Genomic DNA, 23,292 nt, shown 5'->3' with positions numbered 1-23,292 from the left:
GGGGCCGGCCGACGTCGTTGTCGGCCGGCCCCGCGCCGTATACGGGGACCGTCAGGCCATGCCGGCGTTGCGCAGCTCCGCGCGGCGCGCCTCGGTGGCGGCCTCGTCGATCGCGAGACCCTCCGGGTCCTTCTGCGGGTCGCCCGTGATGATCACGCCGAACTCGCGTGCGGCGGCCTCGATCGAGACGTACTCGTCGCGGACGTCGCGCAGCACCCGCTCCGGCTCACGGGTGTACGGGTTGCCCCAGCCACCGCCGCCGCAGGTGATGTAGCGGAACACGTCGTTGGACTTGGTGTGCCACAACGGGTTCGCCCCGAACCAGAAGTACTCGCCCTTCTCGACGTCGATCGCCTTGGTGTCCGGGTCGAGCATGCCGGACACGGGCGTCGACTGGCGGTAGGCCTCCGGGTCCAGCACCGGGATGAGGTCCTTGCGTTGGGCCACGTCGAAACCGCCCTCGGCCGAGAACAGCCAGGTGGCACCGTTGCGGCCGTCCTTGCCGCCCTGCACGCCGGCACCCGAGGACCGCTTGGTGTGCACGGGGCTCGACGTGTGGTGCGCGTCGGTGAGGTACATGCTGTCGCGCAGCACGGACGCCCCACCGCGGTTGTAGCCGACGCCCGCGGTGTCGGGCACGTACTCCTTGCGCAGCACCACGATCGGCAGCTCGGACTCGATGGCCTCGGTGGCCGGGTCGAGGTTGTTGGCCATGTAGAAGCCGCCGTAGGAGTCGGCGTCACCGGACTTGGTGGCACCCCACGGCCCGTGCTCGCCACCGCACTGCGCCACCGTGACCCACGGGGTCCCGTCGGGCAGCACGCCGTGGCCGTTGTGGATCGACAGCGACCCGTAGTCACCGCCGACCGCGTTCTCCCCGACCGCCGGTTCGAGGGCCTTGAAGATGGCCAGCAGCACCGGCTGCGCGGCCTCCCAGTAGAGGAAGACCGGGCCGTCCGGCGGCGTCGCCGAACAGATCGTCCCGCCGGGTAGCACGACGTCGACGTTGCGGTAGGCGCCGGAGTTGAACGCCGTCTTCGGGTCGAGGACGTACTTGAGCGCGACCCCGGTCGCCGTGAGCGTGTCGAACACACCCGCGTTGATCGACGTGCGCGCCTGCTGGGAGGTGCCCGAGAAGTCGACCTCCAGGCGATCGCCCGCCTTGGTGATCTTGACCTTGATCTCGTACTCGAGCAGGTCGTCGATCCCGTCCGCGTCGACGAGGTCGCTGCCCTCGTAGACGCCGTCCGGCAGGGCCTTGATCGCCGAGGCCATCGACTCGGCGGGCACGTCGACGCTGTAGTTGATCGCGCCGAGCCAGGCGTCGGCGCCGTAGCGCTCGATGCTCTCCTTCATCAGCCGCTCGCCGAGCAGCAGGTTCTGGTAGATCGTGATCATGTCCGGCAGCAGCAGCGCGCAGTACCGGGCGTTGTTGAAGATCAGGTGGAACGAGTGCTGCACCGGCTGGTCGTTCTCGTAGGCCAGCATCGGCGGGATGACCAGGCCGGTCTCGTAGACATCCCTCTTCGTCGCCGAGAAGCCGGCCGGCACGATGCCGCCCATGTCCAGCTGGTGCGCCCGCAGGGCGACGAACGTGACGAGCTGGTCGTCGTGGAAGACGGGCCGGATGAAGCAGATGTCGTTGACGTGGTTACCGGCCCGGTACGGGTCGTTGACCATCAGCACGTCGCCCGGCTTGAGGTTCTCCGGGCCGTACTCCTCGACCGCGTTGCGCACGGCGTGCTCCATGGCGCCGGAGAACAGCACCAGGGAGTTCGACACCGTCGACATCGGGTAGTTCATCGACGCCGGGCCGGAGATCGTCGCGGCGAAGTCGTACCAGTCCCGCAGGATCAGCGAGAACGCGTGGTGCAGCAGGTTCGTGCACATGTGCTCGACGATGTAGCGCATGCGGTTCGACAGCACCGTCGCGGTGTAGCGGTCGCAGTTGTACCGCGCCTCGAACTCCGCGTCGGTGAGGTCCTTGATCGGGGTCTTTCCCACTCCAAGATCGGTCATCTGGTCCTCCCTCAGGCCCTGGTGATCCGCAGCTCGCCGTACTCGCCGACCTCGGCCACCTGGCCGGGCAGCATGAACGTCGTGGAGAGCGCCTCGTGGATCACGGCGGGGCCCTCGATCCGGTCGCCGGCCTTGAACGTCTCCCGCTGGTAGCGCCCGGCGGTGACCGGCTCGTCGGTCAGGTACCGCAGCTCGAACGTGGAATCGGGCTTCAGCACGGCGCCGTCGCCCTTCTCCAGCCGCGGGTAGTCGACCTTGTCGACCTTGATGACGGCCTCCACCCGGTAGGTGACCGCCTGCACCGGCAGCCCGTCGAAACGGTTGCCGGCACGCGACTCGTAGACCTGGTGGAAGGTCTCGATCATCTCGTCGACCTTCGCGGCGTCGATCGTGCCCGACGGCACCGAGACGAACGGGGTCTCCCAGGTCTGGCCCGCGAGGCGGGCGTCCATCGAGCGCACGAACTCGACGTTGGCCGCAGTGTCGTCGAAGCGCTCGCGCAGCTTCGCCTCCATCTGCGAGTAGATCGTGTCGATCGAGCCGGCGGCGTCGTGGGTCAGCATCACGTAGGAGCTGCGGCTGTCGCCGTAGACCTGGTCGGACGAGACCAGCCCGAGCGCGGAGAACAGGCCCGGGTGCGGCGGCACGATGACGTCGCGGGCGTGCACCAGGTCCATGCAGGCGGGCAGCAGCATCGGGCCGGCGGCACCGAACGCGACGAGGCTGTAGTCGCGCGGGTCGATACCGTGCTTGATCGCGATGTTGGTGACGCCCTCGGCGATGTTGTTGATGCCGATGTTGAAGGCGTAGTTGATGCGCTGGTGCAGCGACAGCTGGGGGGCGTCGAGGTCCTTGAACGCCTGCTCCGACAGCGCCGGGTCGAGCGACATCTTGCCGCCGGCGAACGTCGTCGGGTCGATGACGCCCATCATGATCAGGGTGTCGGTGGTCGCGGGCTGCGAGCCGCCCTTGCCGTAGCAGGCCGGGCCCGGGTCCGCACCCGCCGAACCGGGACCGACCAGGACCTCACCGCTGGGCGAGATCGTCACCAGCGACCCGCCGCCCGCGCCGATCGACTCGACCTCGTTGGACAGCGCGTTGACGATCAGGTCGTGCTCGAGCAGGAACGTCGTGTTCACGTACGGGTCGCCGTTCGACACCATCGAGATGTCGCACGACGTGCCGCCGAGGTCGACGCAGAGCAGGTTGCCGCGGTCGATCAGCTTGCCGAAGTGCGCGCTGGCCATCGTGCCCGCCGCGGGGCCGGCGAACACGATCTCGAACGGCTGCTCCATCGCGATGTCGGCGTTGAGCAGCTGGGCGGCGCAGTTGGCGTAGTTGAAGTCGCCGGTGAAGCCCTGCTCGCGCAGGCCGTCGCCGAGCTTCTTGGTGTAGTCGCCGTAGATGAGCTTCATGAACACGTCGATCGTCGTGGTCGACGCGCGCGCCCACTCCTTGGCCAGCGGCGAGGTCTCGCTGGAGATGGAAACGGGGACGTCGCCCAGCTCCTCCTTGACCAGCTCGCGCAGCCGCTCCTCGTGGCCCGGGTTGACGTAGGCGTTGATCAGACAGATCGACACGCCCTCCACGCCGCACTTGCGCAGGACGGCGAGCTCCTCGCGGGCCTGCGCCTCGTCGAGCGGGATGAGCTGGCTGCCGTCGGTCTTGAGCCGCTCGCGGATGCCGCGGCGCAGGTAGCGAGGAACCAGCGGGCGCATCGCGTCACCGAAGCCGCGGCGCCAGCTGGCGTCGGTCAGCGCGTCGAGCGGGCGGTAGCTGGACCCGATGTCGAGGATGTCGCGGTGGCCCAGCGTCGTGAGGAACGCGATCTTGGGCAGGCGACGGGTGATGACGGCGTTGAGGCCGTGGGTACTGGCGTGGTTGAACACGCTGGCGTTCTGGACGCCTGCCTCGCGGGCACCCTCGAGCACCGCCAGGTGCGTGTTGCGGACGTCGGTGGAGACCTTGACGGTCTTGATCTCCCCGTCCTCGATGGAAACGACGTCGGTGAAGGTCCCGCCGACGTCCACTCCGATCATGCTCATTGAGATGTCGCTCCTCTCGTCGTGGATGTCAGGCGATGTGCAGACCGTCGGTGACCAGCTTGATGGGACCGAGCAACGTCCACTTCTTCCGGTGCACGGTCTCCATGGTCTTCTGGTTCTTGATCACGATGTACCAGCCGCCCTCCGAGAGGACCGGGTACCGCTTGAAGTCCGAGGCCGGCGCTCCTGAGGTGTCGACCCCCAGCTCGCGCAGCTCGTCCTCGGAGACGTCCTCGCGCTCGACGCTGATCCCGGGCGCCACGCTGGGTCCGTCTGTCACGTCGTCCTCCTGTTGTCGTGTTCTCGACCTGGTCGACTTCGGGCGGTGACTCGTCGTTCTCTCGGTGCCGACAGGTGTCGGATCGGCCCGGCCGGTCCGGTGCCAGGGAGAACGCCGTGTGAGCCGGACCATATGGCGACGCTCACCGAACCGACCATGGGCCGATCCACCACAGATGTGGCGGAGGGGGTGGGCCGATTCCCCATGGCGCTGTCCGACCAGGGGAATCGTCGTTCACACGACGGCGGCGAGCTGGTGCAGCCGCGCGGCGATGGATATCCGGAAGAGCGGCTCGGCGTCGCGCCAGGACTCCCCGAGCAGGGTCGTGATGCGGTCCAGGCGCTGCAGGACGGTGTTGGTGTGCAGCCCGAGGTTGCGGGCCGTCCTCGTCGGGCTGGCGTTCGCCTCGACGAAGCCGAGCAGCGTCGCGACGAGGTCGGTGCCGCGCTCGGCGTCCCAGTCGATGACCGGCCCGAGGGTCTGGGAGATGAAGGCCCCGAGGTCCTCGCGACCGGAGCCGAAGAGTGCGAGGTAGGGCGCGTAACCGTCGGTGGTGGCCACCGTGTCGGTGCGCCCGAGCGCGCCCAGCAGCCGGGCGCAGCGCCGCGCCAGGTCGAACCGGTCGGCCAGCGACTCCGGCGTCCCGGCGGGCCCGGCGACGACGAGCAGCGGACAGCCCAGCGTCGCCGCGAGCCGGGTGCGGACGAGGTCGGCCGCGGAACCCGGCGCCTCCGACAGCAGGACGACGACGGTGCCCTCGTGCTCGCCCGCGAGCCCGCCCGGGACGATGTCGTGGGCGGCGCGCAGCGCGGCGCGCCGGTGCTCCGGATCGACGATGACGACGACGGGGGTGCGCAGCTCGTCGATGCGGATGCCCCGCGAACGGGCCCGCAGCAGCAGCTCGTGGCGGTACACCGACCGCGCACCGAGCAGGTCCGACACCAGCTCACCGCGCACGCGTTCCTCGGCGTCGGCGACGGCCTCCTGACGCAGCGTCAGCAGGGCGACGATCTGGCTGGCGCGCTCGACGGTCCGCCGGTCGGCCGGGGTCAGGGCGATCTCGCCGTCGTCGACCAGGATCGCGCCCATCAGGGACTCCCCCGCCACGACGGCGACGGCGAGCCCGGACGCGCCCTCGCGTAACGGCACGCACTGCCCGGTTCGGCGCGACTCCCGCAGCGCGGCCCGGATCGCCGCCGGGAACCCGGTGCGCTCGCCGTCCTCGAGCGGCTCCGCGGCCGCGGCGGCCCGGCCACCCGAGTCGGCCAGCGGGGTGCCGCGCCGGTCGAGGATCGTGATGCGCCGGCGCAGCACGCCGCCGAGGATGTCGGCGACCTCCTGCGCGCTGCCGCCGCGCAGCACCGCCGCGGTCAGCTCGGAGTGGACGGCGGCGGTGCGTTCCATCGCCGACGTCTGGCGGGTCAGCTCGGCGCAGGCCTGCTCGGCGGCCGCGGCCGACACGACCGCCTCGTCGAGCAGCCGGGCCGTCTGCAGCACGACCGAGGCGTGGTCGGCGAACGCCGACAGCAGCGCGATCTCCTCCGTCGAGAACGTGCGCACCGACCGGTTCGCCGCGACGAGCACGCCGACGACGTCGTCGCCCGCGAGCATGGGCACGCCCACCATCGACACGATGCCCTCGCCGTCGATGACGGCGTCGACCTCGTCGTCGTGCTCGATGCCGTGGTCCTGCATGTAGCGGGTGCTGCGGCACGCCGCGCGGCTCTGCGCGACCTTCATCGCGAGCCCCTTGCCCGGCGGCACCCGCACCCCCATCAGCTCCGGGGTCACCGAGCCGACGGCCTCGTGGATGACGAGCACCCCGCTGGGCTGCTCGAACGACGCCACGTAGGCGACGTCGGTGCCGAGCAGGTCGTGGGCGCGCTGCACCAGCCGGCGCAGCAGCAGCGCCGGCTCGCGTTCCTCCGCGAGCTCACGTGCCGACGAGAACAGCGCCGACAGCTCGTGCTCGCGCCGCGCCATCCGGGTCACCGTGCCCCGCACGCGCAGGACCTCGTCCTCGAGCGTCGCGAGCACGTCGGACGGCAGGTCCTCGTGGGCGAGCAGGCCCGCCACCCCGCGCCCGGGGCCGGTGTCGGCGCGGATCGACCGCAGCAGCGCCAGCACCCCGTCGACGGACATCCGTTGCGGGTGTTCGGTGCCCCGCCCGGTGAGCGGCCCAGGGAACGAGTCGGTCGTCCGGACGGTCCCGGTGAGTGGCAACGTCGCCTCCGCGCGATCGGGGGTACCCGTCCCCAATCTGACACACATCTGTGCTCCGCGACACAGAGGACCCACGCAGGAGCGCAGAGCTATGGGCGGATCACCCATACACCCGCCCCGCTGCCCGCCCTTACGGTTGCGCCGTCGTCGAGTGGGACTCGTCAGCTGGGCGGAGGCGGAATGGACAGGAGCGCAGGCGATCCGGACCCGGCCGCGGGGCGCAGGCCGTTGTCCGGGGTGGTCGTCCTGGACATCACCAGGGTCGTCGCCGGCCCCTTCTGCTCGATGATCCTCGCGGACCTCGGTGCGACCGTCATCAAGATCGAGAACCCGAAGGAACCCGACTACTCGCGCGACTTCCCGCCCTTCCTCGGCGACTCCGAGGACGCCGACGGCCGGTTCAGCGCCTACTTCGCCCAGTACAACCGGCACAAGCTCGGCCTGACCCTCGACCTGTCCACCGACGAGGGCAAGGAGGTCCTGCGCGAGCTGGTGGCCCGCTCCGACGTCCTGGTGGAGAACTTCCGCGCCGGGGTCATGGACAAGCTCGGCGTCGGCGAGGCCACCCTGCGCGCGGTCAACCCGCGGCTGGTGTACACGGCGATCTCCGGCTACGGCCAGACCGGCCCCTACCGGCGCCGGCCCGCCTACGACAACAGCGCGCAGGCCACCGGTGGGCTGTGGGCCCAGAACGGCTACCCCGACCGGCCGCCCGTGCGCGTCGGCACGATCATCGGCGACATGGCGGCGACGATGTACGCCGTGATCGGCACCCTCGCGGCGCTGCGCCACGCCGAGCACACCGGCGAGGGCCAGCTGGTCGACGTGTCCCAGCAGGACTCGGTGATGACCCTGACCGAGTCGTCGGTGGTGTCCTACACCGTCGAGAAGAAGGTGGCGTCACCACTGGGCAACGCGCACCCCTTCGTCCGGCCCTACGAGCTCTACCCGTGTGCCGACGGCTACGTGTTCTTCGGTGGCTACACCGACAAGTTCTGGCGCCTGACCTGCGAGATGTTCGGGCAGCCGGAGCTGGCGCGCGACCCCGAGATCGACACGATGGCCAAACGCTTCGACGCCGACGTCTACGCGAAGCGCGTCCATCCGCTGCTGGAGGGCTGGTTCGCCGGGCGCACCAAGGCCGAGCTGGAGGAGATGGCCGCCGACCACGTGCCGCTGTCGGCCATCAAGAGCGTCGACGAGATCGTCGCCGACCCGCACACCGCCGCCCGCGACATGATCGTCGACGTCGACTACCCCGATCTCGGCGAGCTGCGGATGCTCGGCACCCCGATCAAGCTCGGCCTCACCCCCGCCGACGCCCGCGGGATCGCCCCGCGGGTCGGCGAGCACACCGACATGCTGCTGCGCTCCTTCGGCGGGATGTCCGACGAGCGGATCGCGCAGCTGCGGGCCGCCGGCGCGATCTGAGCGCCGTGCCGGTCCCGTCCGCGAGTGCCGCGCCGCCCCGTCGCCCCGGCGTCGTCCTCTTCGACGTCTTCGAGACGTGCCTGCAGCTCGACGCGCTGCGCCCGCGGTTCGTCGAGATCGACCGGCCGGAGTCCGACCTCGACCTGTTCTTCGCGCGGCTGCTGCACCACGGCATGGCACTGACGCTGGCCGGCGGCGCACCGGCGTTCCGGGCCGTGGCCGCGGACATGCTGCGCCGCACCAGCGGCACGGACCTGACCGACGCCCAGGTGGGGCACGTCCTCGACGGGTTCGCGACGCTGCCCGTCCACCCGGACGTGCCCGCCGCGTTCCGGCTGCTCGCCGACGCGGGCGTGCCCGCCCACGCGTTCACCCACGGCTCGGCCCGGGCGGCGGGCGACGCGCTCGCCGCGGCCGGGGTCGGCGACCTGCTCGCGGGGGTGCACTCGTGCGAGGAGCTGGGCTCGTTCAAGCCCCCGCCGCGGGTCTACGAGTGGGTGTGTGCGCGGGTCGGCTCACCGCCGGAGGCGACGGCGCTGGTCGCGGTGCACTCGTGGGACGTGCACGGCGCGATGTCGGCGGGGCTGGTCGGCGGGCTGTGCCTACGGTTGGAGGGCCGCGTCCCCGACACGGTGCTCACCCCGCACGTCGTCGCCCGGAGTCTCGACGAGGTCGTCGCGGGCCTGCTCGCGCTCCCGGCAACCTAGACTCGGTGCCGTCCTGGGCCTGGGCCGGGCCGCGAGGACACCGCACCACCGAGGAGGAGTGCACGTGCGCACCGACATCACCGACGGCCCGATCGCCGAGGACCGGCGCGCCGCCGAGCTCGTCGCCGCCGAGGAGAAGGCCGTCGCGCTGTTCGACGAGGTGGCCGCCCGCGGCCTGATCGAGTCCGGGGTCGTCGAGTCGGTGGTCAGCGACCGCGTCCGCGACCTCGCCGCCGACCTGTTCGGCGTGAGCCGCCACTGGCACAAGCGGATCGTCCGCTCCGGCCCCAACACCCTGCACCCGTTCACGGCCAACCCGCCCGACCGCGCCATCGGCGACGACGACATCGTCTTCCTCGACTTCGGCCCGATCTTCGCCGAGTGGGAGGCCGACTTCGGCCGCACCTACGTCCTGGGCGGCGACCCGGTGAAGGCGCGGCTGCGCGACGACCTCGAGACGGTGTGGCGGGCCGGCGCCGACCACTTCGACACCCACCCCGACATCACCGGGGCCGAGCTGTACGCCCACGTCTGCTCGCTGGCCGAGCAGGCGGGCTGGGAGTTCGGCGGCGCCCACAGCGGCCACCTCGTCGGCGAGTTCCCGCACGAGCTGATCGACGGGGAGCGCATCGAGAGCTACATCGCGCCGCAGAACCCGCATCCCATGCGCCGCACCGACAAGGGTGGGAAGGTCTGCCACTGGATCCTCGAGGTCCACCTGGTCGACCGGGAGCGCGAGATCGGCGGGTTCTACGAGCAGCTGCTCGACCTGCGCCGCGCGTCACCGCCTGCCGCGTGACATTCGCGGCGGCCGCGGCGATGAGTTCCGGGAGCGGCCGTCGTCTCAACCTCCGACCGCGTTCGACGCTCCCGGAGGACCGACATTGGACACCACACCGCAGCAGGCGGCGGCGCCGCGACGCGCCGGCCGTCGCGAGTGGGTCTGTCTCGCCGTACTGTCGCTGGCCTGCCTGCTCTACGTCATGGACCTCACGGTGCTGCACCTCGCGGTGCCGCAGCTCACCGAGGACCTCCGCCCGAGCAGCACCCAGCTGCTGTGGATCATCGACGTGTACGGCTTCATGGTCGCGGGCGCCCTGGTCACGATGGGCACCCTCGGTGACCGCATCCGCCGCCGCCGGCTGCTGCTGGTCGGCGCGGCCGCGTTCGGCGCGGTCTCGGTGCTGGCCGCCTTCTCGACGACGCCGGAGATGCTCATCGTCAGCCGCGCGCTGCTGGGCATCGCCGGGGCGACCGTGGCGCCGTCGACGCTGTCGCTGATCTTCGCGATGTTCACCGACCCGCGGCAGCGCTCGCTGGCCGTCGGCGTCTGGATCAGCGCGTTCTCCGCGGGCAGCGCGATCGGCCCGGTGCTCGGCGGGCTGGTCCTCGAGGCGTTCTGGTGGGGCGCGGTGTTCCTGCTCGCGCTGCCCGTGATGGGCGCGCTGCTCGTCGTCGGCCCGCGCATCCTGCCCGAGTACCGCGACCCCGGCGCCGGGCGGCTCGACCTGCGCAGTGTCGTCATGTCGGTCGTCGCGCTGCTCGCGGTCGTGGGCGGGCTCAAGCAGCTCGTCCAGGACGGGGTGGGCGCGCCGGCGGTGGCGCTCGTCGTCGGCGGCGCGGTCGTCGGCGGCGCGTGGTGGCGTCGCCAGCGCCGGCTCACCGACCCGATGCTCGACGTCGGCCTGTTCGGTATCCGCGCGTTCCGCAGCGCGCTGCTGGTCAACTTCCTCGCGATCTTCGTGATGGTCGGGTACTTCCTGTTCATCGGGCAGTACCTGCAGCTCGTACTCGGCCTCTCGCCGCTGCAGGCGGGGCTGTGGTCGGTGCCGTCGGCGGCGGGGTTCGTGCTCGGGTCGCAGCTCGGGCCACGCATCGTCGCGCGCCTGCGGGCCTCGACGGTCGTCGCCGCCGGGCTGGGCTGCGCCGCGGCCGGGCTGGGCATGCTCACCCTGGTCGGCGTCCACGACGGGCTGACCGTGCTCGTCGTCGCGTCGGTGGTCGTGTCCGTCGGGATGGGCCCGGTGTTCGGGCTGACCACGGAGATGGTCGTCGGCTCGGCGCCGGAGCAGAAGGCGGGCGCGGCGTCCGGTGTCTCCGAGACCGCCGCCGAGCTGGGCGGTGCGCTGGGCATCGCGGCGCTCGGAAGTGTCGGTGCCGCGATCTACCGTGCGGGGGTGGCGACGGGCCTGCCGGCCGGGCTGCCGTCCGACGCCGCGGTCGCGGCGCGCGACACCCTGGGCGGCGCCGTCTCGGTGGCGGCCGGCCTGCCCGGCCCGACCGCCGACGCCGTGCTCGCCACCGCCCGCGAGTCGTTCGTGAGCGGGCTGCAGCTGACCTCGGGTGCGGCGGCGGTCGTCGCCGCCGTGATCGCGGTCGTCGCCGCGGTCGCCCTCCGTGACTCCGCCACCACCGAGGGCACCGGAAAGCCTGACGCGATACCCACGACCGATACCTGTTCAACCGGATCGTGACCGAGGCCACCGAAAACCCGTTGGCTCTCGTTCACCCGGCCCCGCTACGGTCCATCCGGAGAGAGTCCTTCCGCTTAAGAGGAGACCATGTCGTCCACCCCTGACTCCGGGCCTGCCACGCAGCCCGAGGCGCCGAACCCCGCGGCTGCCGCCGCCCCGGGGACGGGCAAGAACGCCGACAAGCTCGACCGTCGCGTCCTCGCCATCGCGTCGGTCGTCGTGATCGGCGCGATCATGTCGATCCTCGACGTGACCGTCGTCAGCGTCGCGATCCCGACCCTGCAGCGCGACTTCGGCGTCGAGCTGACCACGATCCAGTGGATCGCCACCGGCTACACCCTCGCGCTCGCCACGGTCATCCCCCTCACCGCGTGGGCGGGCGACCGGTTCGGCACGAAGCGCCTCTACATGATCTCGATCGTCCTGTTCGTCGCCGGCTCGGTCCTCGCCGGCTTCGCCTGGGACATCACGTCGCTCATCGTCTTCCGGGTCCTGCAGGGCCTCGGCGGCGGCATGCTGATGCCCGTCGGCATGACGATCATGACCCGCGCCGCCGGCCCCGACCGCGTCGGCCGCGTCATGGCCATCATCGGCATCCCGATGCTGCTCGGCCCCATCTGCGGCCCGATCCTCGGCGGCTGGCTCGTCGACAGCTTCTCGTGGCGCTGGATCTTCTTCATCAACCTGCCGATCGGCATCATCGGCTTCATCCTCGCGGCCCGCATCCTGCCGCGCGACGGCTCGGCCATCCGCGGCAAGCTCGACGTCCTCGGCCTCGCCCTGCTGTCCCCCGGCCTCGCGCTGCTGATCTACGGCTTCGCCGAGTACGGCGCCCTGCATGGCCTCGGCCACGCCCAGGTCATCGTCCCGCTCATCGTGGGCGCGGTGCTGTTCGCCGGCTTCATCTGGCACGCCCTGCGCGTCCCCGACCCGCTGATCGACCTGCGCCTGTTCGCCAACAAGGTGTTCTCGGCGTCGATCGCCACGATGGTCCTGATGATCCTCGCGGTCTTCGGCGGCATGCTGCTGCTGCCCATCTACCTGCAGATGGTCCGCGGCGAGACCGCGCTCGACACCGGCCTGCTGCTCGCCCCGCAGGGCATCGGGGCCATGCTCGTCATGCCGATCGCGGGCCAGCTCGCCGACCGGACCGGCGTCGGGCGCATCGTCCCCGTCGGCCTCGCGATCATCGCCGGCTCCTTCTGGTACCTCACCGGGCTGGAGGCCGACACCTCCTACTGGCACCTGGGCATCGCCCTGTTCGCGATGGGTGTCGGCATGGGCTTCACGATGATGCCGACGTTCACCGGTGCGCTGCAGACGCTGCGCCGCCGCTCGATCGCCAACGCCAGCACCACGCTGAACATCACCCAGCAGGTCGGCGCCTCGATCGGCACCGCGCTGATGACGGTGATCCTCTACGTCATCACGACGAACAAGTTCACCGACGCCTTCGGCCCCGCCGCGGGTGCGACGTCCGACCCGGCCGCGCTCGCCGCGCTGCCGCCCGAGGTCAAGGCCCAGATCGCCACGATCCAGGCCAACTCCTTCGGCCAGACGTTCTGGTGGGCGTTCGCGTTCGTCTGCGTGTCGTTCGTCGTCGCCCTGGTCCTGCTGCCCAAGCGCAAGCCGGCCCCGGTCGAGGACGACGAGGCGGGCACCGGCGCGCCCGTCATGATGCACTGACCCGGAAGCCCTGATCCGGAACGGGAGTCGATGACGGCCACCGAACATTCCGAGAAGCCGCTGCGCGCGGACGCCGAGCGCAACCGGCAACGGGTCCTGGCCGCGGCACGCGAGGTCTTCGCGCGCCGCGGCCTGGAGGCCGGTCTCGACGAGATCGCCCGTCACGCCGGCGTCGGCACCGGCACCGTCTACCGACGGTTCCCCGACAAGATCTCACTGGTCACGGCTTTGTTCGAGGAGCGGCTCGACCAGGTCGTGGCCACCGTCGAGCAGGCCGTGGCCCACCCCGACCCGTGGGAAGGGCTGTGCTCGGCCCTCGAGTCGTTGATCGCGATGCAGATCGAGGACCGCGGCCTCAAGGACGTGATCTTCGGGGCGGTCGGCGACCACGAGTCGTTCCGCGAGCGGCGGGCCGAGCTCCTGCCGCTCGTGCAGCAGGGTGTGTGCCGGGCGGTCGAGGCCGGGGTGCTGCGCCCCGACTTCGCGCTGACCGACTTCGCCCCGCTGCAGGTCATGCTCACCCAGGTCGCGGCGTTCACCGAGGCCGCCGACCCGCAGGTCTGGCGCCGCTACCTGCGGATCGTGCTCGACGGCCTCTGCACCCGCCGCGACGCCCCGAGCCCCCTGGGCCACCCGGCCCTCGACCTCCTCCAGCTCGAGCAAGCCTGCGGCCGCCCCCTGCCGCCGTGCTGAGCCGCGGCCCCCTCCCTTGTCCGAACGCCCGTACCGCGCGAGGTCGTCGGTGTGCGGCGGCGTGCAAGGAACCGGGCGCAACCTCACGGTTCTCCGAACGGTGTTCGGAGAACCGTGAGGTTGCGCGCGAGGTGGTCGGCCACGCCCCCGGGGAGCCGAGCGGGTCAGGTGCGGACCGGGGCGAGGTAGCGCTGCGGGGCGTCGCGGAAGGCCTCGCGGCAGCCGGAGCCGCAGAAGTACCAGTCGACCCCGTTGTGCGCCAACGACAGGCTGGCGGGGCTGACCGCCACGGTCATGCCGCACACCGGATCGAGGGCCTCGGCCGGGGCGGGCACCGGATCCGCCGCGGGAACGGAAGGATCCGCGCGCGGGCGGCGGGCCACGATCTCGGCATAGATCGACAACGCGATCTCGTGCGGCGTCCGCGCCCCGATGTCCAGCCCGGCCGGGGCGTGGATGCGGGCACGGTCCTCGTCGGGGACGTCGAGCTCGGCCAGCACCGCGGCCGACCGCTTCGGGCTCGCGACCAGCGCGATGTAGGGGACGTGCGCGTCGAGGGCGGCGAGCAGGACGGGGACCTCGTCGCGGCCGTGCGCGGCGACGACGACGGCCGTCGTGTCGGGGGCGACCGCACGCACGGCGTCGACGTCGTTCTGCACGTCGAGGTCCAGCGCTGTCCCGACCTGCGCGATGGCCCGCGCGACCGGCGAGTCCCCGAACACCCGCACCAGCACCGGCGGGATGACGGCCTCCAGGAAGATCTCCAGCGTCCCACCGGACAGGCACGGGTTCTCGACGACGCGAACCCCCTCGGGCGCAACGGCTTCCGACGCCGACGGGGTGACCCGCAGCAGCTCCGACTCCCCCGAGGCCAGCAGCCGCAGGCCCTCCAGCCGCACCGTCGACTCCGCGCACACCCCGCCGACGAACCCGTCGATCGAGCCGTCCGGCAGCACGAGCGCGCTGTCGCCCGGCTTGGCGCTGGTGGGCCGTTCGGCGCGGACGACCGTCGCCAGGACGTACGGGACCCGGTCCCGGTGGAGCCGGTCGGCGTGGGCGCGGATCTCGGTCGTGGTCATGGTCGCCTCACCTGATCGCGATGTCGGGCCGGATCGGGCGGCCCTGCAGGGCGCGCCAGACGTGGGCGGGGGTCAGCGGCATGTCCGCGTGGCGGACGCCGATGGCGTCGAGGACGGCGTTGACGACGGCGGGTGGGGACCCGACGGTCGCCGACTCGCCGACGCCCTTGGCGCCGAGGGGATGGTGCGGCGACGGGGTGACCGTCGCGGCGAGCTCCCACGGCGGGCACTCCATGGCCGTGGGCAGCAGGTAGTCCATGAACGACGCGGAGAGGTGGTTGCCGTCGTCGTCGAACGCGACGAGCTCCATCAGGGCCATGCCGATGCCGTCGGCGAGGCCGCCGTGGATCTGTCCCTCGACGATCATCGGGTTGATCCGGACGCCGCAGTCGTCGACGGCGACGAACCGGCGCACGTCGACCTCCCCGGTGCCGGGGTCGACGTCGACGACGCAGACGTAGGCGCCGAAGGGGAAGGTCAGGTTGGGCGGGTTGTAGACGGTGGACGCGGCGAGCTGGCCCTCGACGCCGTCGGGCAGGTCGAGCCCGCCGTGGGCGGCCATGGCGATCTCGCGCAGGGTGACCGACACCCCGGGCACGCCCTTGACGGAGAAGCTGCCGCCCTCGGGGCCCCCGGTGCCGACGTCCCAGCGCAGGTCGTCGGCGGCCACCTCGAGCATGACGGCCGCGACCTGGCGGGCCTGTTCACGCACCTTGCCCGCCGCGACCGACGCCGCGGCCCCGGAGACGGGCGTCGACCGGGATCCGTAGGTGCCCAGCCCGAACGGGGTGTTGTCGGTGTCGCCCTGGACGACCTCGACGGCGTCGACGGGCAACCCGAGCTCGTGGGAGACGATCTGGGCGAACGTGGTCTCGTGGCCCTGGCCCTGGCTCATGCACGACAGCCGCAGCACGGCGGGGCCGGTGGGGTGCACGCGCAGTTCGGCGCCGTCGGCCATGCCGAGGCCCATGATGTCCATGAGCCGGCGCGGCCCGGCGCCGACGGCCTCGGTGAACACGCTCATCCCGACGCCGGTGAGCGGCCCGTGACCGGTGCGCTCGAACGCCACGCGCCGTTGCTTCTGCTCGGCGCGGACCTCCTCGTACCCGACCATGTCCAGCGCCGTGCGCAGTGCCCGCGGGTAGTCCCCCGAGTCGTACTCCCAGCCCGTCGCGCTGCGGAAGGGGAACCGGTCGGGGGTGAGCAGGTTGGCCATCCGCAGCTCGGCGGGGTCGCGGCCGGTGTCGCGGGCGAGCACGTCGACGAGGCGTTCGACCAGGTAGACGGCTTCGGTGACGCGGAACGAGCAGGCGTAGGCCACTCCCCCGGGCGCCTTGTTGGTGTAGACGCCGGTGACCCGGCAGTGCGCGGCGGCGATGTCGTAGGAGCCGGTGAAGACGCCGAAGAAGCCGGCCGGGAACTTCGACGGCTGCGCGGTCGCGTTGAAGGCGCCGTGGTCGGCGAGCACCGACACGCGGAGGGCGAGGATGTGGCCGTCGGCGTCGGCGGCGATCTCGCCGTGCATGTGGAAGTCGCGCGCGAACGACGTGCTCATCAGGTTCTCGGAGCGGTCCTCGACCCACTTCACCGGCGCCCCGGTCAGGATCGAGCCGACGACGGCGCACAGGTAGCCCGGGTACATGCCGACCTTGTTGCCGAAACCGCCGCCGATGTCGGGGGCGATGATCCGGATGTGGTGCTCCGGAATTCCGGCGATCCGGGCGTAGAGCATGCGGTGCGCGTGCGGGGCCTGCGCGGTGGTGTGGACGGTGAGCTTGCCGGAGATGCGGTCGAAGTCGGCGACGGTGCCGCAGGTCTCCAGCGGGGCCGGGTGCACCCGCGGGTAGACGAGGTCGCACTCGGAGACGTGGGCGGCGCGGGCGAACAGGGCCTCGGTGGCGCCGGCGTCGCCGGTCTCCCAGTCGAAGACGTGGTTGTCGGTCCGGTCCGCGATGTCGTCACGGATGACGGGCGCGCCCTCGTCGAGGGATCGCCGCGCGTCGGCCACCGGTGGGAGCGGCTCGTAGTCGACGTCGATCAGGGCGAGGGCGTCGCGCGCCGCGTAGCGGTCGTCGGCGACGACGAACGCCACCTCCTGCCCCTGGTAGCGGACCTTGTCGGTGGCCAGGACGGCGGCGACGTCGTGGGAGAAGGTCGGCATCCACGCCATGCCCCGGGCCGCGAGCGTCTCGCCGGTGATCACGGCGCGGACCTTGGGGTGCGACTCGGCGGCGGTGGCGTCGACCGACCGGATCCGGGCGTGCGCGTAGGGGCTGCGCAGGACCGCGCCGTGCAGCATCCCGGGCAGGGCGATGTCGTCGACGAACCGTCCGCGGCCGCGGACGAAGCGCCCGTCCTCCTTGCGCGGGACCGAGCCGAAGCCCGGCCCCGCGCACCCCTCGACGGTGCCGGTCACGTGTCCCCCCGACCGACGGCCTCGGCGTCGGCGGCGTGCCGGATGGCCGCGACGATGTTGCGGTAGCCCGTGCACCGGCAGATCTGACCGGAGATGGCCTGCCGGATCTCGGTGTCGGTGGGGTCGGGGTTGTCGTCGAGCAGCTTGCGGGCCGTCATCAGCATTCCCGGGGTGCAGAACCCGCACTGCAGGCCGTGGCAGTCCATGAACGACTGCTGCACCTGGTCGAGCCCGAACGGTCCTTCCAGGTCCTCGACGGTACGGACGCTGCGCCCGTCGGCCATGACCGCCAGCACGGTGCACGACTTCACCGGCAGCCCGTCCATCCAGACGATGCAGGCGCCGCAGTTGGACGTGTCGCAGCCCCAGTGCGTCCCGGTGAGGCGCAGCTCGTCGCGCAGCAGGTGCACGAGCAGCAGCCGCGGCTCGACGTCGCGCACGTGCTCGACCCCGTTCACGGTCACCCCCACCCTCACTCCGGGAACCCGCCGCGGTGGGCGCGGGCCGTCGCGGCGCGCAGCGCGCGGACCGTGAGCTCGCCCGCGAGATGACGCTTGTAGTCGACGGGCCCGCGCTGGTCGGCCGTCGGTCGGCAGTGCTCGGCCGCGGCGGCACCCGCGGCGGCGAAGGCGTCGTCGTCGGCGACCCTGCCGCGCAACAGGTCCTCGGCCTCGACGGCGGTGAAGTCGGCGTCCCCGACGGCGGTGAGCCCGATCCCCACCTCGGTCACGACACCGTCGGCGTCGAGCGACACGACGGCCCCGGCGGCCGCGACCGCCCAGTCACCCGCCCGCCGATCGACCTTCACGTAGGCGCTGCCGGCACCGGGCCGCAACGGCACCCGCAGCTCGACGAGGATCTCCGCGGGCCGCACGGCCGTCTCGTAGGGGCCGTGGAAGAACTCGCGCATCGGCACGGTCCGGTCGCCGCCCGTGCCGCGGACGACGGCGACGGCACGCAGCGAGGTGAACACACCGGACAGGTCCTCCGACGGGTCGGCCTGGCACACCGACCCGCCGATCGTGCCGCGGTTGCGCACCACGGGGTCGGCGATGACGCGTTCGGCGTCGTGCAGGATCGGGAAGTGCTCGCCCGCGACCGGGCTGGCCAGCAGCTCGGCGTGCCGGGTGAGCGCGCCGATGCGCAGCTCCCCCTCGCTCACCGAGATGCCCGAGAGCTCGTGCAGGTCGTTGACGTCGACGAGCAGTTCCGGCTGCGCCAGCCGCAGCTTCATCATCGGGATCAGGCTGTGCCCGCCCGCCACGATCCGGGCTTCGGGCCCGAACCGTTCGAGCAGCGTGACGACGTGCTCGACGCTCGTCGCACGCTGGTACTCGAAGAACGCGGGGACCTGCACGCCGCTCCTCCCGTCTCCGACCGCCGTGGTGGTGACCATGGTGGCGCGCCGCGGGCGCGGAGTCCAAACCCCACTTAAGGCTTCGCTTAGGGCAGGGGTGCGAGCGTGTTCGTGCAGGTGGAGCATTCCGGCCACCAACGCGCCCGTCCCGTCCACCACGCGCCCGTCCCGTCCACGACGCGCCTGCGAACCAGAGGAAATGAGTCGACGATGACCAACGATCCTCCGCCGAACGCCCCCGGCGGGCGAACCGGGCGGGCGTTCGAGCTCTTCGAGAGCGCCCCCCGCGACGTCCCCACGGGGTCCAGCCCGACGATCTGGTCCTTCCCCGGGATGGTCGGCTGGCTGCAGGTCGCCGGGAAGCCGGTGGCGGGGCCGTGGCCACCGCACCAGCAGCCGCGACCCGATCCCGACGACGAGCCGCTGCCGGTCGCGATCGTCGAACCCCCGCGGCCCGGAGAGGACATCTGATGTACCCGTCCCGCTTCCGCTACGAGGCGCCCCGCACCCTCGACGAGGCGCTCGCGCTGCTCGCCGAGCACGGCGACGAGGCCAAGATCCTCGCCGGTGGCCAGAGCCTGGTGCCGATGATGAAGCTGCGCTTCGCCGCCCCGGGTGTCCTCGTCGACATCAACAACGTCGCCGGCCTCGGCTTCCACGAGGAGACGCCCGGCGGTGGGCTGCGCGTCGGCGCCCTGTGCCGCCACGTCGACCTCGAGCACTCCACGGTCCTGCCCGGCGCGCAGCCGACGATGGCGGCCGCCGCGCCGCTGGTCGCCGACCCGATCGTGCGCACCCGCGGCACGCTCGTCGGGTCGCTGTGCCACGCCGACCCGCAGGGCGACTGGGCATCGGTGATGCTCGCCCTCGGCGGCTCGGTCGTCGCCGCGAGCCGCCGGGGGCGCCGCACGATCCCGGTCGGCGAGTTCGTCGTCGGCACCTTCCAGAACGCGCTGGAGCACGACGAGATCGCCGTCGAGGCCGTGGTTCCCGCGGCTCAGGGCGTCCGCTCGGGCTCGTACCTGAAGCTGGAGCGCCGCGTCGGGGACTTCGCGACCGCCGGCGTCGCCGTCGCGCTGGAGTCCGTCAGCGGCGAGATCGTGCGGGCCGGCATCGCGCTCACCGGTGTCGGGCCGGCGACGATCGCCGCCACCGAGGCCGCGCAGGCGCTCGTCGGATCGACGCTCGACCCCGACGTGGTCGACCGCGCCGCCGAACTGGCCGCCGCCGTCGCCCGGCCGCGCACCGACCACCGCGGAACCGCCGACTACAAACGCCACGTCGTCGCGACGTTCGTGCGCCGCATCCTGACCGCCGAACGCGCGCCCGCCGGCGCAGCGGCCTGACGACCCCGAGGAGGATTCCCGTGACCGCCACCGAACCGGTCGTCGAGACCGATGTCCCGACCCGTCGAATCTCCGTGACCGTCAACGGCGAGCGCCGCGTCGCCGACGTCGAGCCACGGCTGCTGCTCGCCCACCTGCTGCGTCAGGGCCTCGCGCTCACCGGCACCCACGTCGGGTGCGACACCACCAACTGCGGCGCCTGCACCGTCCTCTACGACGGCACGCCCGTGAAGTCCTGCACCATGCTCGCCGTCCAGGCCGACGGGCACGAGGTCACGACGGTCGAGGGCCTCGGCACGCCGAGCGAGCTCGACCCGGTCCAGGAGGGGTTCGCCACCGAGCACGGCCTGCAGTGCGGGTTCTGCACCCCCGGGATGATGCTGGCCGCCCGCGCCCTGCTCGACCGCAACCCCGATCCGTCCGAGGACGAGATCCGCTGGGGTCTGTCGGGGAACCTGTGCCGCTGCACCGGCTACCAGAACATCGTGAAGGCCGTCCGGTGGGCGGCCGAGAAGGAGGCCAAGTGACGGCGACAGCTGAGCCGGCCGCCGGCTCCCGCGCGCTCGACGAGGTCAAGATCGGTGGGCTCGGGTCGAGCCGGCCCCGCGTCGAGGACGCCCGGTTCATCCGCGGCCGCGGCAACTACGTCGAGGACGTGACGCTGCCGGGCATGCTGCACATGGAGATCCTGCGCAGCCCGCTCGCGCACGCCCGGATCAAGTCGATCGACACCAGCGCCGCCTGGGCGATCCCCGGCGTGAAGCTGGTGCTGACCGGTGAGATGGCCGCGCAGCGCAACCTCGCCTGGATGCCGACGCTGTCCTACGACACCCAGGCCGTGCTGGCCACCGACAAGGTGCGGTTCCAGGGCCAGGAGGTCGCCTGCGTCGTCGCCGAGGACCCCTACATCGCCAAGGACGCGTGCGACGCGATCGTCGTCGAGTACGAGGCGCTGCCCCCGATCGTCAACCCGGAGCAGGCCGTCGCACCGGGTGCGCCGCTGATCCGCGACGACAAGTCCGGCCAGGCCGACAACATCGCCTACCAGTGGGAGGTGGGCGACAAGGACGGCACCGACGCCGCGTTCGCGAAGGCCGACGTCGTCTCGAAGCTGCGGCTGCACTACCCCCGCAGCCACCCGTCGCCGATCGAGAACTGCGGCGCGGTCGCCGACTTCAACAACGCCACCGGCAAGCTCACCGTCTACATGACGAGCCAGGCCCCGCACATCGTCCGCGCGGCCGTCGCGCTGATCGCCGAGCTGCCCGAGCACCTGATCCGGATCATCTCGCCCGACGTCGGCGGCGGGTTCGGCAACAAGGTGCCCGTCTATCCCGGCTACGTCTGCGCCATCCTGTGCTCGATCCTCACCGCGAAGCCGGTGAAGTGGATCGAGGACAACACCGGCAACCTGTCGTCGACCGGGTTCGGCCGCGACATGTACCTCGACTCGGAGATGGCGCTGACCAACGACGGCAAGATCCTCGCCGTCCGCTACCACGCCACCACCGACCAGGGCGCCTTCTTCGCCGACGCCCAGCCCACCAAGTTCAAGATCGGGCTCGTCCACTCGTCGTTCGCCTGCTACGACGTGCCCGTCGGGCACATCACCGCGCAGGGCATGTACACGAACAAGGCGCCCGGCGGCGTCGCCTACCGGTGCTCGTTCCGGGTCACCGAGGCGATGTTCTTCCAGGAACGGATGATCCAGGCCGCCGCCGACGACCTCGGCATGGACCAGGCGGAGTTCCGGCGGCGCAACCTGGTCCGCGACGACCAGTTCCCCTACCGGACGCCGTTCGGGTTCCTCACCGACTCCGGGCAGTACCTCAAGTGCCTGCAGATCGGGCTCGACGCCATCGGCTACGACGACTTCCTCGTCGAGCAGGCCGAGGCCCGGAAGCAGGGACGGCTGCTCGGCATCGGGATCTCGACGATGACCGAGCCGCTCGGGGCCGGCAACAGCCGCGAGTACGACATCCTCGGCATCAAGATGTTCGACTCCGCCGAGCTGCGGGTGCACCCGACGGGCAAGGCCGTCCTCAAGATCGGCGCCCAGACGCAGGGCCAGGGGCACGAGACGACGTTCGCCCAGATCGTCACCCACGAGCTCGGCATCCCGGCGACCGACATCGTCGTCGAGCACGGCGACACCGACCACACACCGTTCGGCATGGGCACCTACGCCTCCCGGTCGACGCCCGTCGCGGGCGCCGCCACCGCGATGGTGGCCCGCAAGATCCGGGCCAAGGCGCGCAAGCTCGCTGCGCACCTGCTGGAGGTGTCGGAGGAGGACGTCGAGTGGGAGCTCGGCCGGTTCTTCGTGCGCGGCGCCGAGAGCCGGGGCGTGACGATCCAGGAGTGCGCGATGGCCGCGTACTCCAACATGCCCGACGGCATGGAGCCCGGCCTGGAGAACAACGCCTACTACGACCCGCCCAACCTGACCTGGCCGTTCGCCTGCTACATCGCGACGGTCGAGGTCGACCCCGAGACCGGGGTGTGGGACGTGCTGCGGTTCGTCGGCGTCGACGACTGCGGGGTCCGGATCAACCCGATGATCGTCGAGGGCCAGATCATGGGCGGGCTCACCGAGGCCTACGCCATGTCGAACATGCAGTTCCAGACCTACGACGCCGACGGCAACCTGGTGGGCGCCAACTACATGGACTACCTGCTGCCGACGGCGTGGGAGACCCCGGGGTTCGAGCTGCACGAGGTCGTCACGCCCTCGCCGCACCACCCGATCGGCGCCAAGGGTGTCGGCGAGTGCGCGGCCGTCGGCGGGCCCGCGGCCTACGTCAACGCGGTCATGAACGCCCTGCGCCCCACCGGGGTCCGCAACATCGACATGCCGTTGCTACCCGACCGCGTCTGGCACGCCGCCCACACGGGCCAGGACGTGTCCGGCGCCCCTCCCTTCCGGACGGAGTGAGCGATGCTCATCGAGAACGACTTCCGGCTCGCCGCGCCGCTCGACGACGTGTGGGAGTTCCTGCAGGACGTGCCCGCGCTGGCCCCGTGCCTGCCCGGTGCGGAGCTCACCGGCGAGCAGCCCGACGGCTCGTTCACCGGCGGGGTGAAGGTCAGCATGGGCCCGGTGTCGCTGCGGTTCACGGGGGTCGCGCAGATCCGCTCGTCGGACCCGTCGACACACACGATGGTGCTGCACGCCGCCGGCTCGGAGGCCCGTGGCCGCGGCACCGCGGAGATGTCGGTGACGGCGTCGCTGGCCCCGGCCGGTGCGGGTGCGACGTCGATGCACGTGGTGCAGGACCTGCAGATCTCCGGCGCGGCCGCCCAGTACGGGCGCGGCATGATCTCCGATGTCACGAGCGTCCTGCTCGGGAGCTTCACCGACTGCATCGCGGCCAACGCCGAGGCCCGCTCCCGCGGCGGCACCGTCACCGTGACCCGGGCGGCGCCCGCGAGTGGTTTCCGCATCGGCGTCTCCGCGGCGCTCATGGCCCTGCGCCGCGTCGTCCGGCGCTTCCTCGGCCCGAGCACCCGCCCCGCATGAACCCCCTGTGAGTGGC

At 71.8% G+C, this 23,292-nt stretch carries 19 protein-coding genes; 11 read left to right on the top strand and 8 right to left on the bottom strand.

The window, feature by feature from the left end; genetic code table 11:
- Positions 1 to 51 precede the first annotated feature (51 nt).
- The 4 genes from PSU4_RS03025 to PSU4_RS03010 all read right to left on the bottom strand — a co-directional run bounded on the left by PSU4_RS03025 (position 52) and on the right by PSU4_RS03010 (position 6,486).
- Entirely contained in the window at positions 52 to 2,019 is a 1,968-nt protein-coding gene (locus tag PSU4_RS03025) for a hydantoinase B/oxoprolinase family protein (RefSeq protein WP_147102392.1), read from the bottom strand.
- An 11-nt stretch (positions 2,020 to 2,030) separates the two neighbouring features.
- Positions 2,031 to 4,064 carry a hydantoinase/oxoprolinase family protein gene (locus PSU4_RS03020; protein WP_246114915.1) on the bottom strand — a complete coding sequence of 678 codons (2,034 nt, stop codon included), beginning with the start codon at positions 4,062 to 4,064 and terminating at the stop codon, positions 2,031 to 2,033.
- Between the two features lie 28 nt (positions 4,065 to 4,092).
- Positions 4,093 to 4,344 (bottom strand): hypothetical protein, encoded by a 252-nt coding sequence (locus PSU4_RS03015; RefSeq protein ID WP_147102391.1) that lies wholly within the window; start codon positions 4,342 to 4,344, stop codon positions 4,093 to 4,095.
- A 234-nt stretch (positions 4,345 to 4,578) separates the two neighbouring features.
- Complete coding sequence (locus PSU4_RS03010; RefSeq protein ID WP_186816709.1) at positions 4,579 to 6,486, bottom strand: helix-turn-helix domain-containing protein; 1,908 nt, start codon at positions 6,484 to 6,486, stop codon at positions 4,579 to 4,581.
- A gap of 261 nt (positions 6,487 to 6,747) precedes the next feature.
- Between PSU4_RS03010 and PSU4_RS03005 the strand changes: the two genes are divergently transcribed.
- The 6 genes from PSU4_RS03005 to PSU4_RS02980 all read left to right on the top strand — a co-directional run bounded on the left by PSU4_RS03005 (position 6,748) and on the right by PSU4_RS02980 (position 13,558).
- The gene (locus PSU4_RS03005) at positions 6,748 to 7,998 is read left to right on the top strand and encodes a CaiB/BaiF CoA transferase family protein (protein ID WP_147102389.1); all 1,251 of its coding nucleotides are present in this window, start codon (positions 6,748 to 6,750) and stop codon (positions 7,996 to 7,998) included.
- Positions 7,999 to 8,003: 5 nt separating this feature from the next.
- Positions 8,004 to 8,705, top strand: a complete 702-nt coding sequence (locus PSU4_RS03000) for an HAD family hydrolase (protein WP_147102388.1) — start codon at positions 8,004 to 8,006, stop codon at positions 8,703 to 8,705.
- 64 nt (positions 8,706 to 8,769) lie between these two features.
- Entirely contained in the window at positions 8,770 to 9,504 is a 735-nt protein-coding gene (locus tag PSU4_RS02995; RefSeq protein WP_246114914.1) for a M24 family metallopeptidase, read from the top strand.
- 85 nt (positions 9,505 to 9,589) lie between these two features.
- Positions 9,590 to 11,179, top strand: coding sequence for an MFS transporter (locus PSU4_RS02990; protein ID WP_147102387.1), 1,590 nt, complete (start codon positions 9,590 to 9,592; stop codon positions 11,177 to 11,179).
- An 87-nt stretch (positions 11,180 to 11,266) separates the two neighbouring features.
- Positions 11,267 to 12,865, top strand: coding sequence for a DHA2 family efflux MFS transporter permease subunit (locus PSU4_RS02985; RefSeq protein ID WP_147102386.1), 1,599 nt, complete (start codon positions 11,267 to 11,269; stop codon positions 12,863 to 12,865).
- 30 nt (positions 12,866 to 12,895) lie between these two features.
- Positions 12,896 to 13,558, top strand: a complete 663-nt coding sequence (locus PSU4_RS02980; RefSeq protein WP_147102385.1) for a TetR/AcrR family transcriptional regulator — start codon at positions 12,896 to 12,898, stop codon at positions 13,556 to 13,558.
- Between the two features lie 164 nt (positions 13,559 to 13,722).
- On the opposite strand, the gene PSU4_RS02975 is transcribed toward PSU4_RS02980, so the two are convergent.
- Genes PSU4_RS02975 through PSU4_RS02960 form a run of 4 tightly spaced genes read right to left on the bottom strand, consistent with a single transcriptional unit; the run spans position 13,723 to position 18,410 of the window.
- On the bottom strand, positions 13,723 to 14,637 hold the full coding sequence (locus PSU4_RS02975; protein ID WP_147102384.1) for an XdhC family protein: 915 nt from the start codon (positions 14,635 to 14,637) through the stop codon (positions 13,723 to 13,725).
- Between the two features lie 7 nt (positions 14,638 to 14,644).
- Positions 14,645 to 17,053, bottom strand: coding sequence for an aerobic carbon-monoxide dehydrogenase large subunit (locus PSU4_RS02970; RefSeq protein ID WP_147102383.1), 2,409 nt, complete (start codon positions 17,051 to 17,053; stop codon positions 14,645 to 14,647).
- Positions 17,050 to 17,529, bottom strand: a complete 480-nt coding sequence (locus PSU4_RS02965; RefSeq protein WP_147102382.1) for a (2Fe-2S)-binding protein — start codon at positions 17,527 to 17,529, stop codon at positions 17,050 to 17,052. The genes PSU4_RS02970 and PSU4_RS02965 overlap by 4 nt, the downstream gene beginning before the upstream one ends.
- Positions 17,526 to 18,410, bottom strand: a complete 885-nt coding sequence (locus PSU4_RS02960) for an FAD binding domain-containing protein (RefSeq protein WP_147102381.1) — start codon at positions 18,408 to 18,410, stop codon at positions 17,526 to 17,528. Before PSU4_RS02960 ends, PSU4_RS02965 begins: the two co-directional genes overlap by 4 nt.
- Positions 18,411 to 18,620: 210 nt before the next feature.
- On the opposite strand from PSU4_RS02960, the gene PSU4_RS02955 reads away from it, so the two are divergent.
- From PSU4_RS02955 to PSU4_RS02935, 5 genes are read left to right on the top strand one after another with little or no spacing between them, the layout of a single operon-like run.
- A complete protein-coding gene (locus tag PSU4_RS02955; RefSeq protein WP_147102380.1) occupies positions 18,621 to 18,881 on the top strand; it encodes a hypothetical protein in 261 nt (86 codons plus the stop codon).
- Positions 18,881 to 19,756, top strand: coding sequence for an FAD binding domain-containing protein (locus PSU4_RS02950; RefSeq protein ID WP_147102379.1), 876 nt, complete (start codon positions 18,881 to 18,883; stop codon positions 19,754 to 19,756). Before PSU4_RS02955 ends, PSU4_RS02950 begins: the two co-directional genes overlap by 1 nt.
- Before the next feature lie 20 nt (positions 19,757 to 19,776).
- Positions 19,777 to 20,283, top strand: coding sequence for a (2Fe-2S)-binding protein (locus PSU4_RS02945; RefSeq protein WP_147102378.1), 507 nt, complete (start codon positions 19,777 to 19,779; stop codon positions 20,281 to 20,283).
- Positions 20,280 to 22,691 (top strand): aerobic carbon-monoxide dehydrogenase large subunit, encoded by a 2,412-nt coding sequence (locus PSU4_RS02940; RefSeq protein ID WP_147102377.1) that lies wholly within the window; start codon positions 20,280 to 20,282, stop codon positions 22,689 to 22,691. The genes PSU4_RS02945 and PSU4_RS02940 overlap by 4 nt, the downstream gene beginning before the upstream one ends.
- Before the next feature lie 3 nt (positions 22,692 to 22,694).
- Positions 22,695 to 23,276, top strand: coding sequence for an SRPBCC family protein (locus tag PSU4_RS02935; protein ID WP_147102376.1), 582 nt, complete (start codon positions 22,695 to 22,697; stop codon positions 23,274 to 23,276).
- The last annotated feature ends 16 nt before the right edge of the window (positions 23,277 to 23,292 follow it).

This window comes from Pseudonocardia sulfidoxydans NBRC 16205 (assembly GCF_007989085.1).
Classification (GTDB): Bacteria; Actinomycetota; Actinomycetes; order Mycobacteriales; family Pseudonocardiaceae; genus Pseudonocardia; species Pseudonocardia sulfidoxydans.
Note: the sequence above shows the minus strand (reverse complement) of the source record. Positions and strands in the feature narration are given on the sequence as shown.

What these genes read in the sequence shown, in the direction of transcription:
- PSU4_RS03025 (WP_147102392.1), bottom strand. Translation starts at nt 2,019, where the DNA reads ATGACCGATCTTGGAGTGGGAAAGACCCCGATCAAGGACCTCACCGAC.
- PSU4_RS03020 (WP_246114915.1), bottom strand. Translation starts at nt 4,064, where the DNA reads ATGAGCATGATCGGAGTGGACGTCGGCGGGACCTTCACCGACGTCGTT.
- PSU4_RS03010 (WP_186816709.1), bottom strand. Translation starts at nt 6,486, where the DNA reads ATGTCCGTCGACGGGGTGCTGGCGCTGCTGCGGTCGATCCGCGCCGAC.
- PSU4_RS03005 (WP_147102389.1), top strand. Translation starts at nt 6,748, where the DNA reads ATGGACAGGAGCGCAGGCGATCCGGACCCGGCCGCGGGGCGCAGGCCG.
- PSU4_RS02985 (WP_147102386.1), top strand. Translation starts at nt 11,267, where the DNA reads ATGTCGTCCACCCCTGACTCCGGGCCTGCCACGCAGCCCGAGGCGCCG.
- PSU4_RS02980 (WP_147102385.1), top strand. Translation starts at nt 12,896, where the DNA reads ATGACGGCCACCGAACATTCCGAGAAGCCGCTGCGCGCGGACGCCGAG.
- PSU4_RS02975 (WP_147102384.1), bottom strand. Translation starts at nt 14,637, where the DNA reads ATGACCACGACCGAGATCCGCGCCCACGCCGACCGGCTCCACCGGGAC.
- PSU4_RS02955 (WP_147102380.1), top strand. Translation starts at nt 18,621, where the DNA reads ATGACCAACGATCCTCCGCCGAACGCCCCCGGCGGGCGAACCGGGCGG.
- PSU4_RS02950 (WP_147102379.1), top strand. Translation starts at nt 18,881, where the DNA reads ATGTACCCGTCCCGCTTCCGCTACGAGGCGCCCCGCACCCTCGACGAG.
- PSU4_RS02935 (WP_147102376.1), top strand. Translation starts at nt 22,695, where the DNA reads ATGCTCATCGAGAACGACTTCCGGCTCGCCGCGCCGCTCGACGACGTG.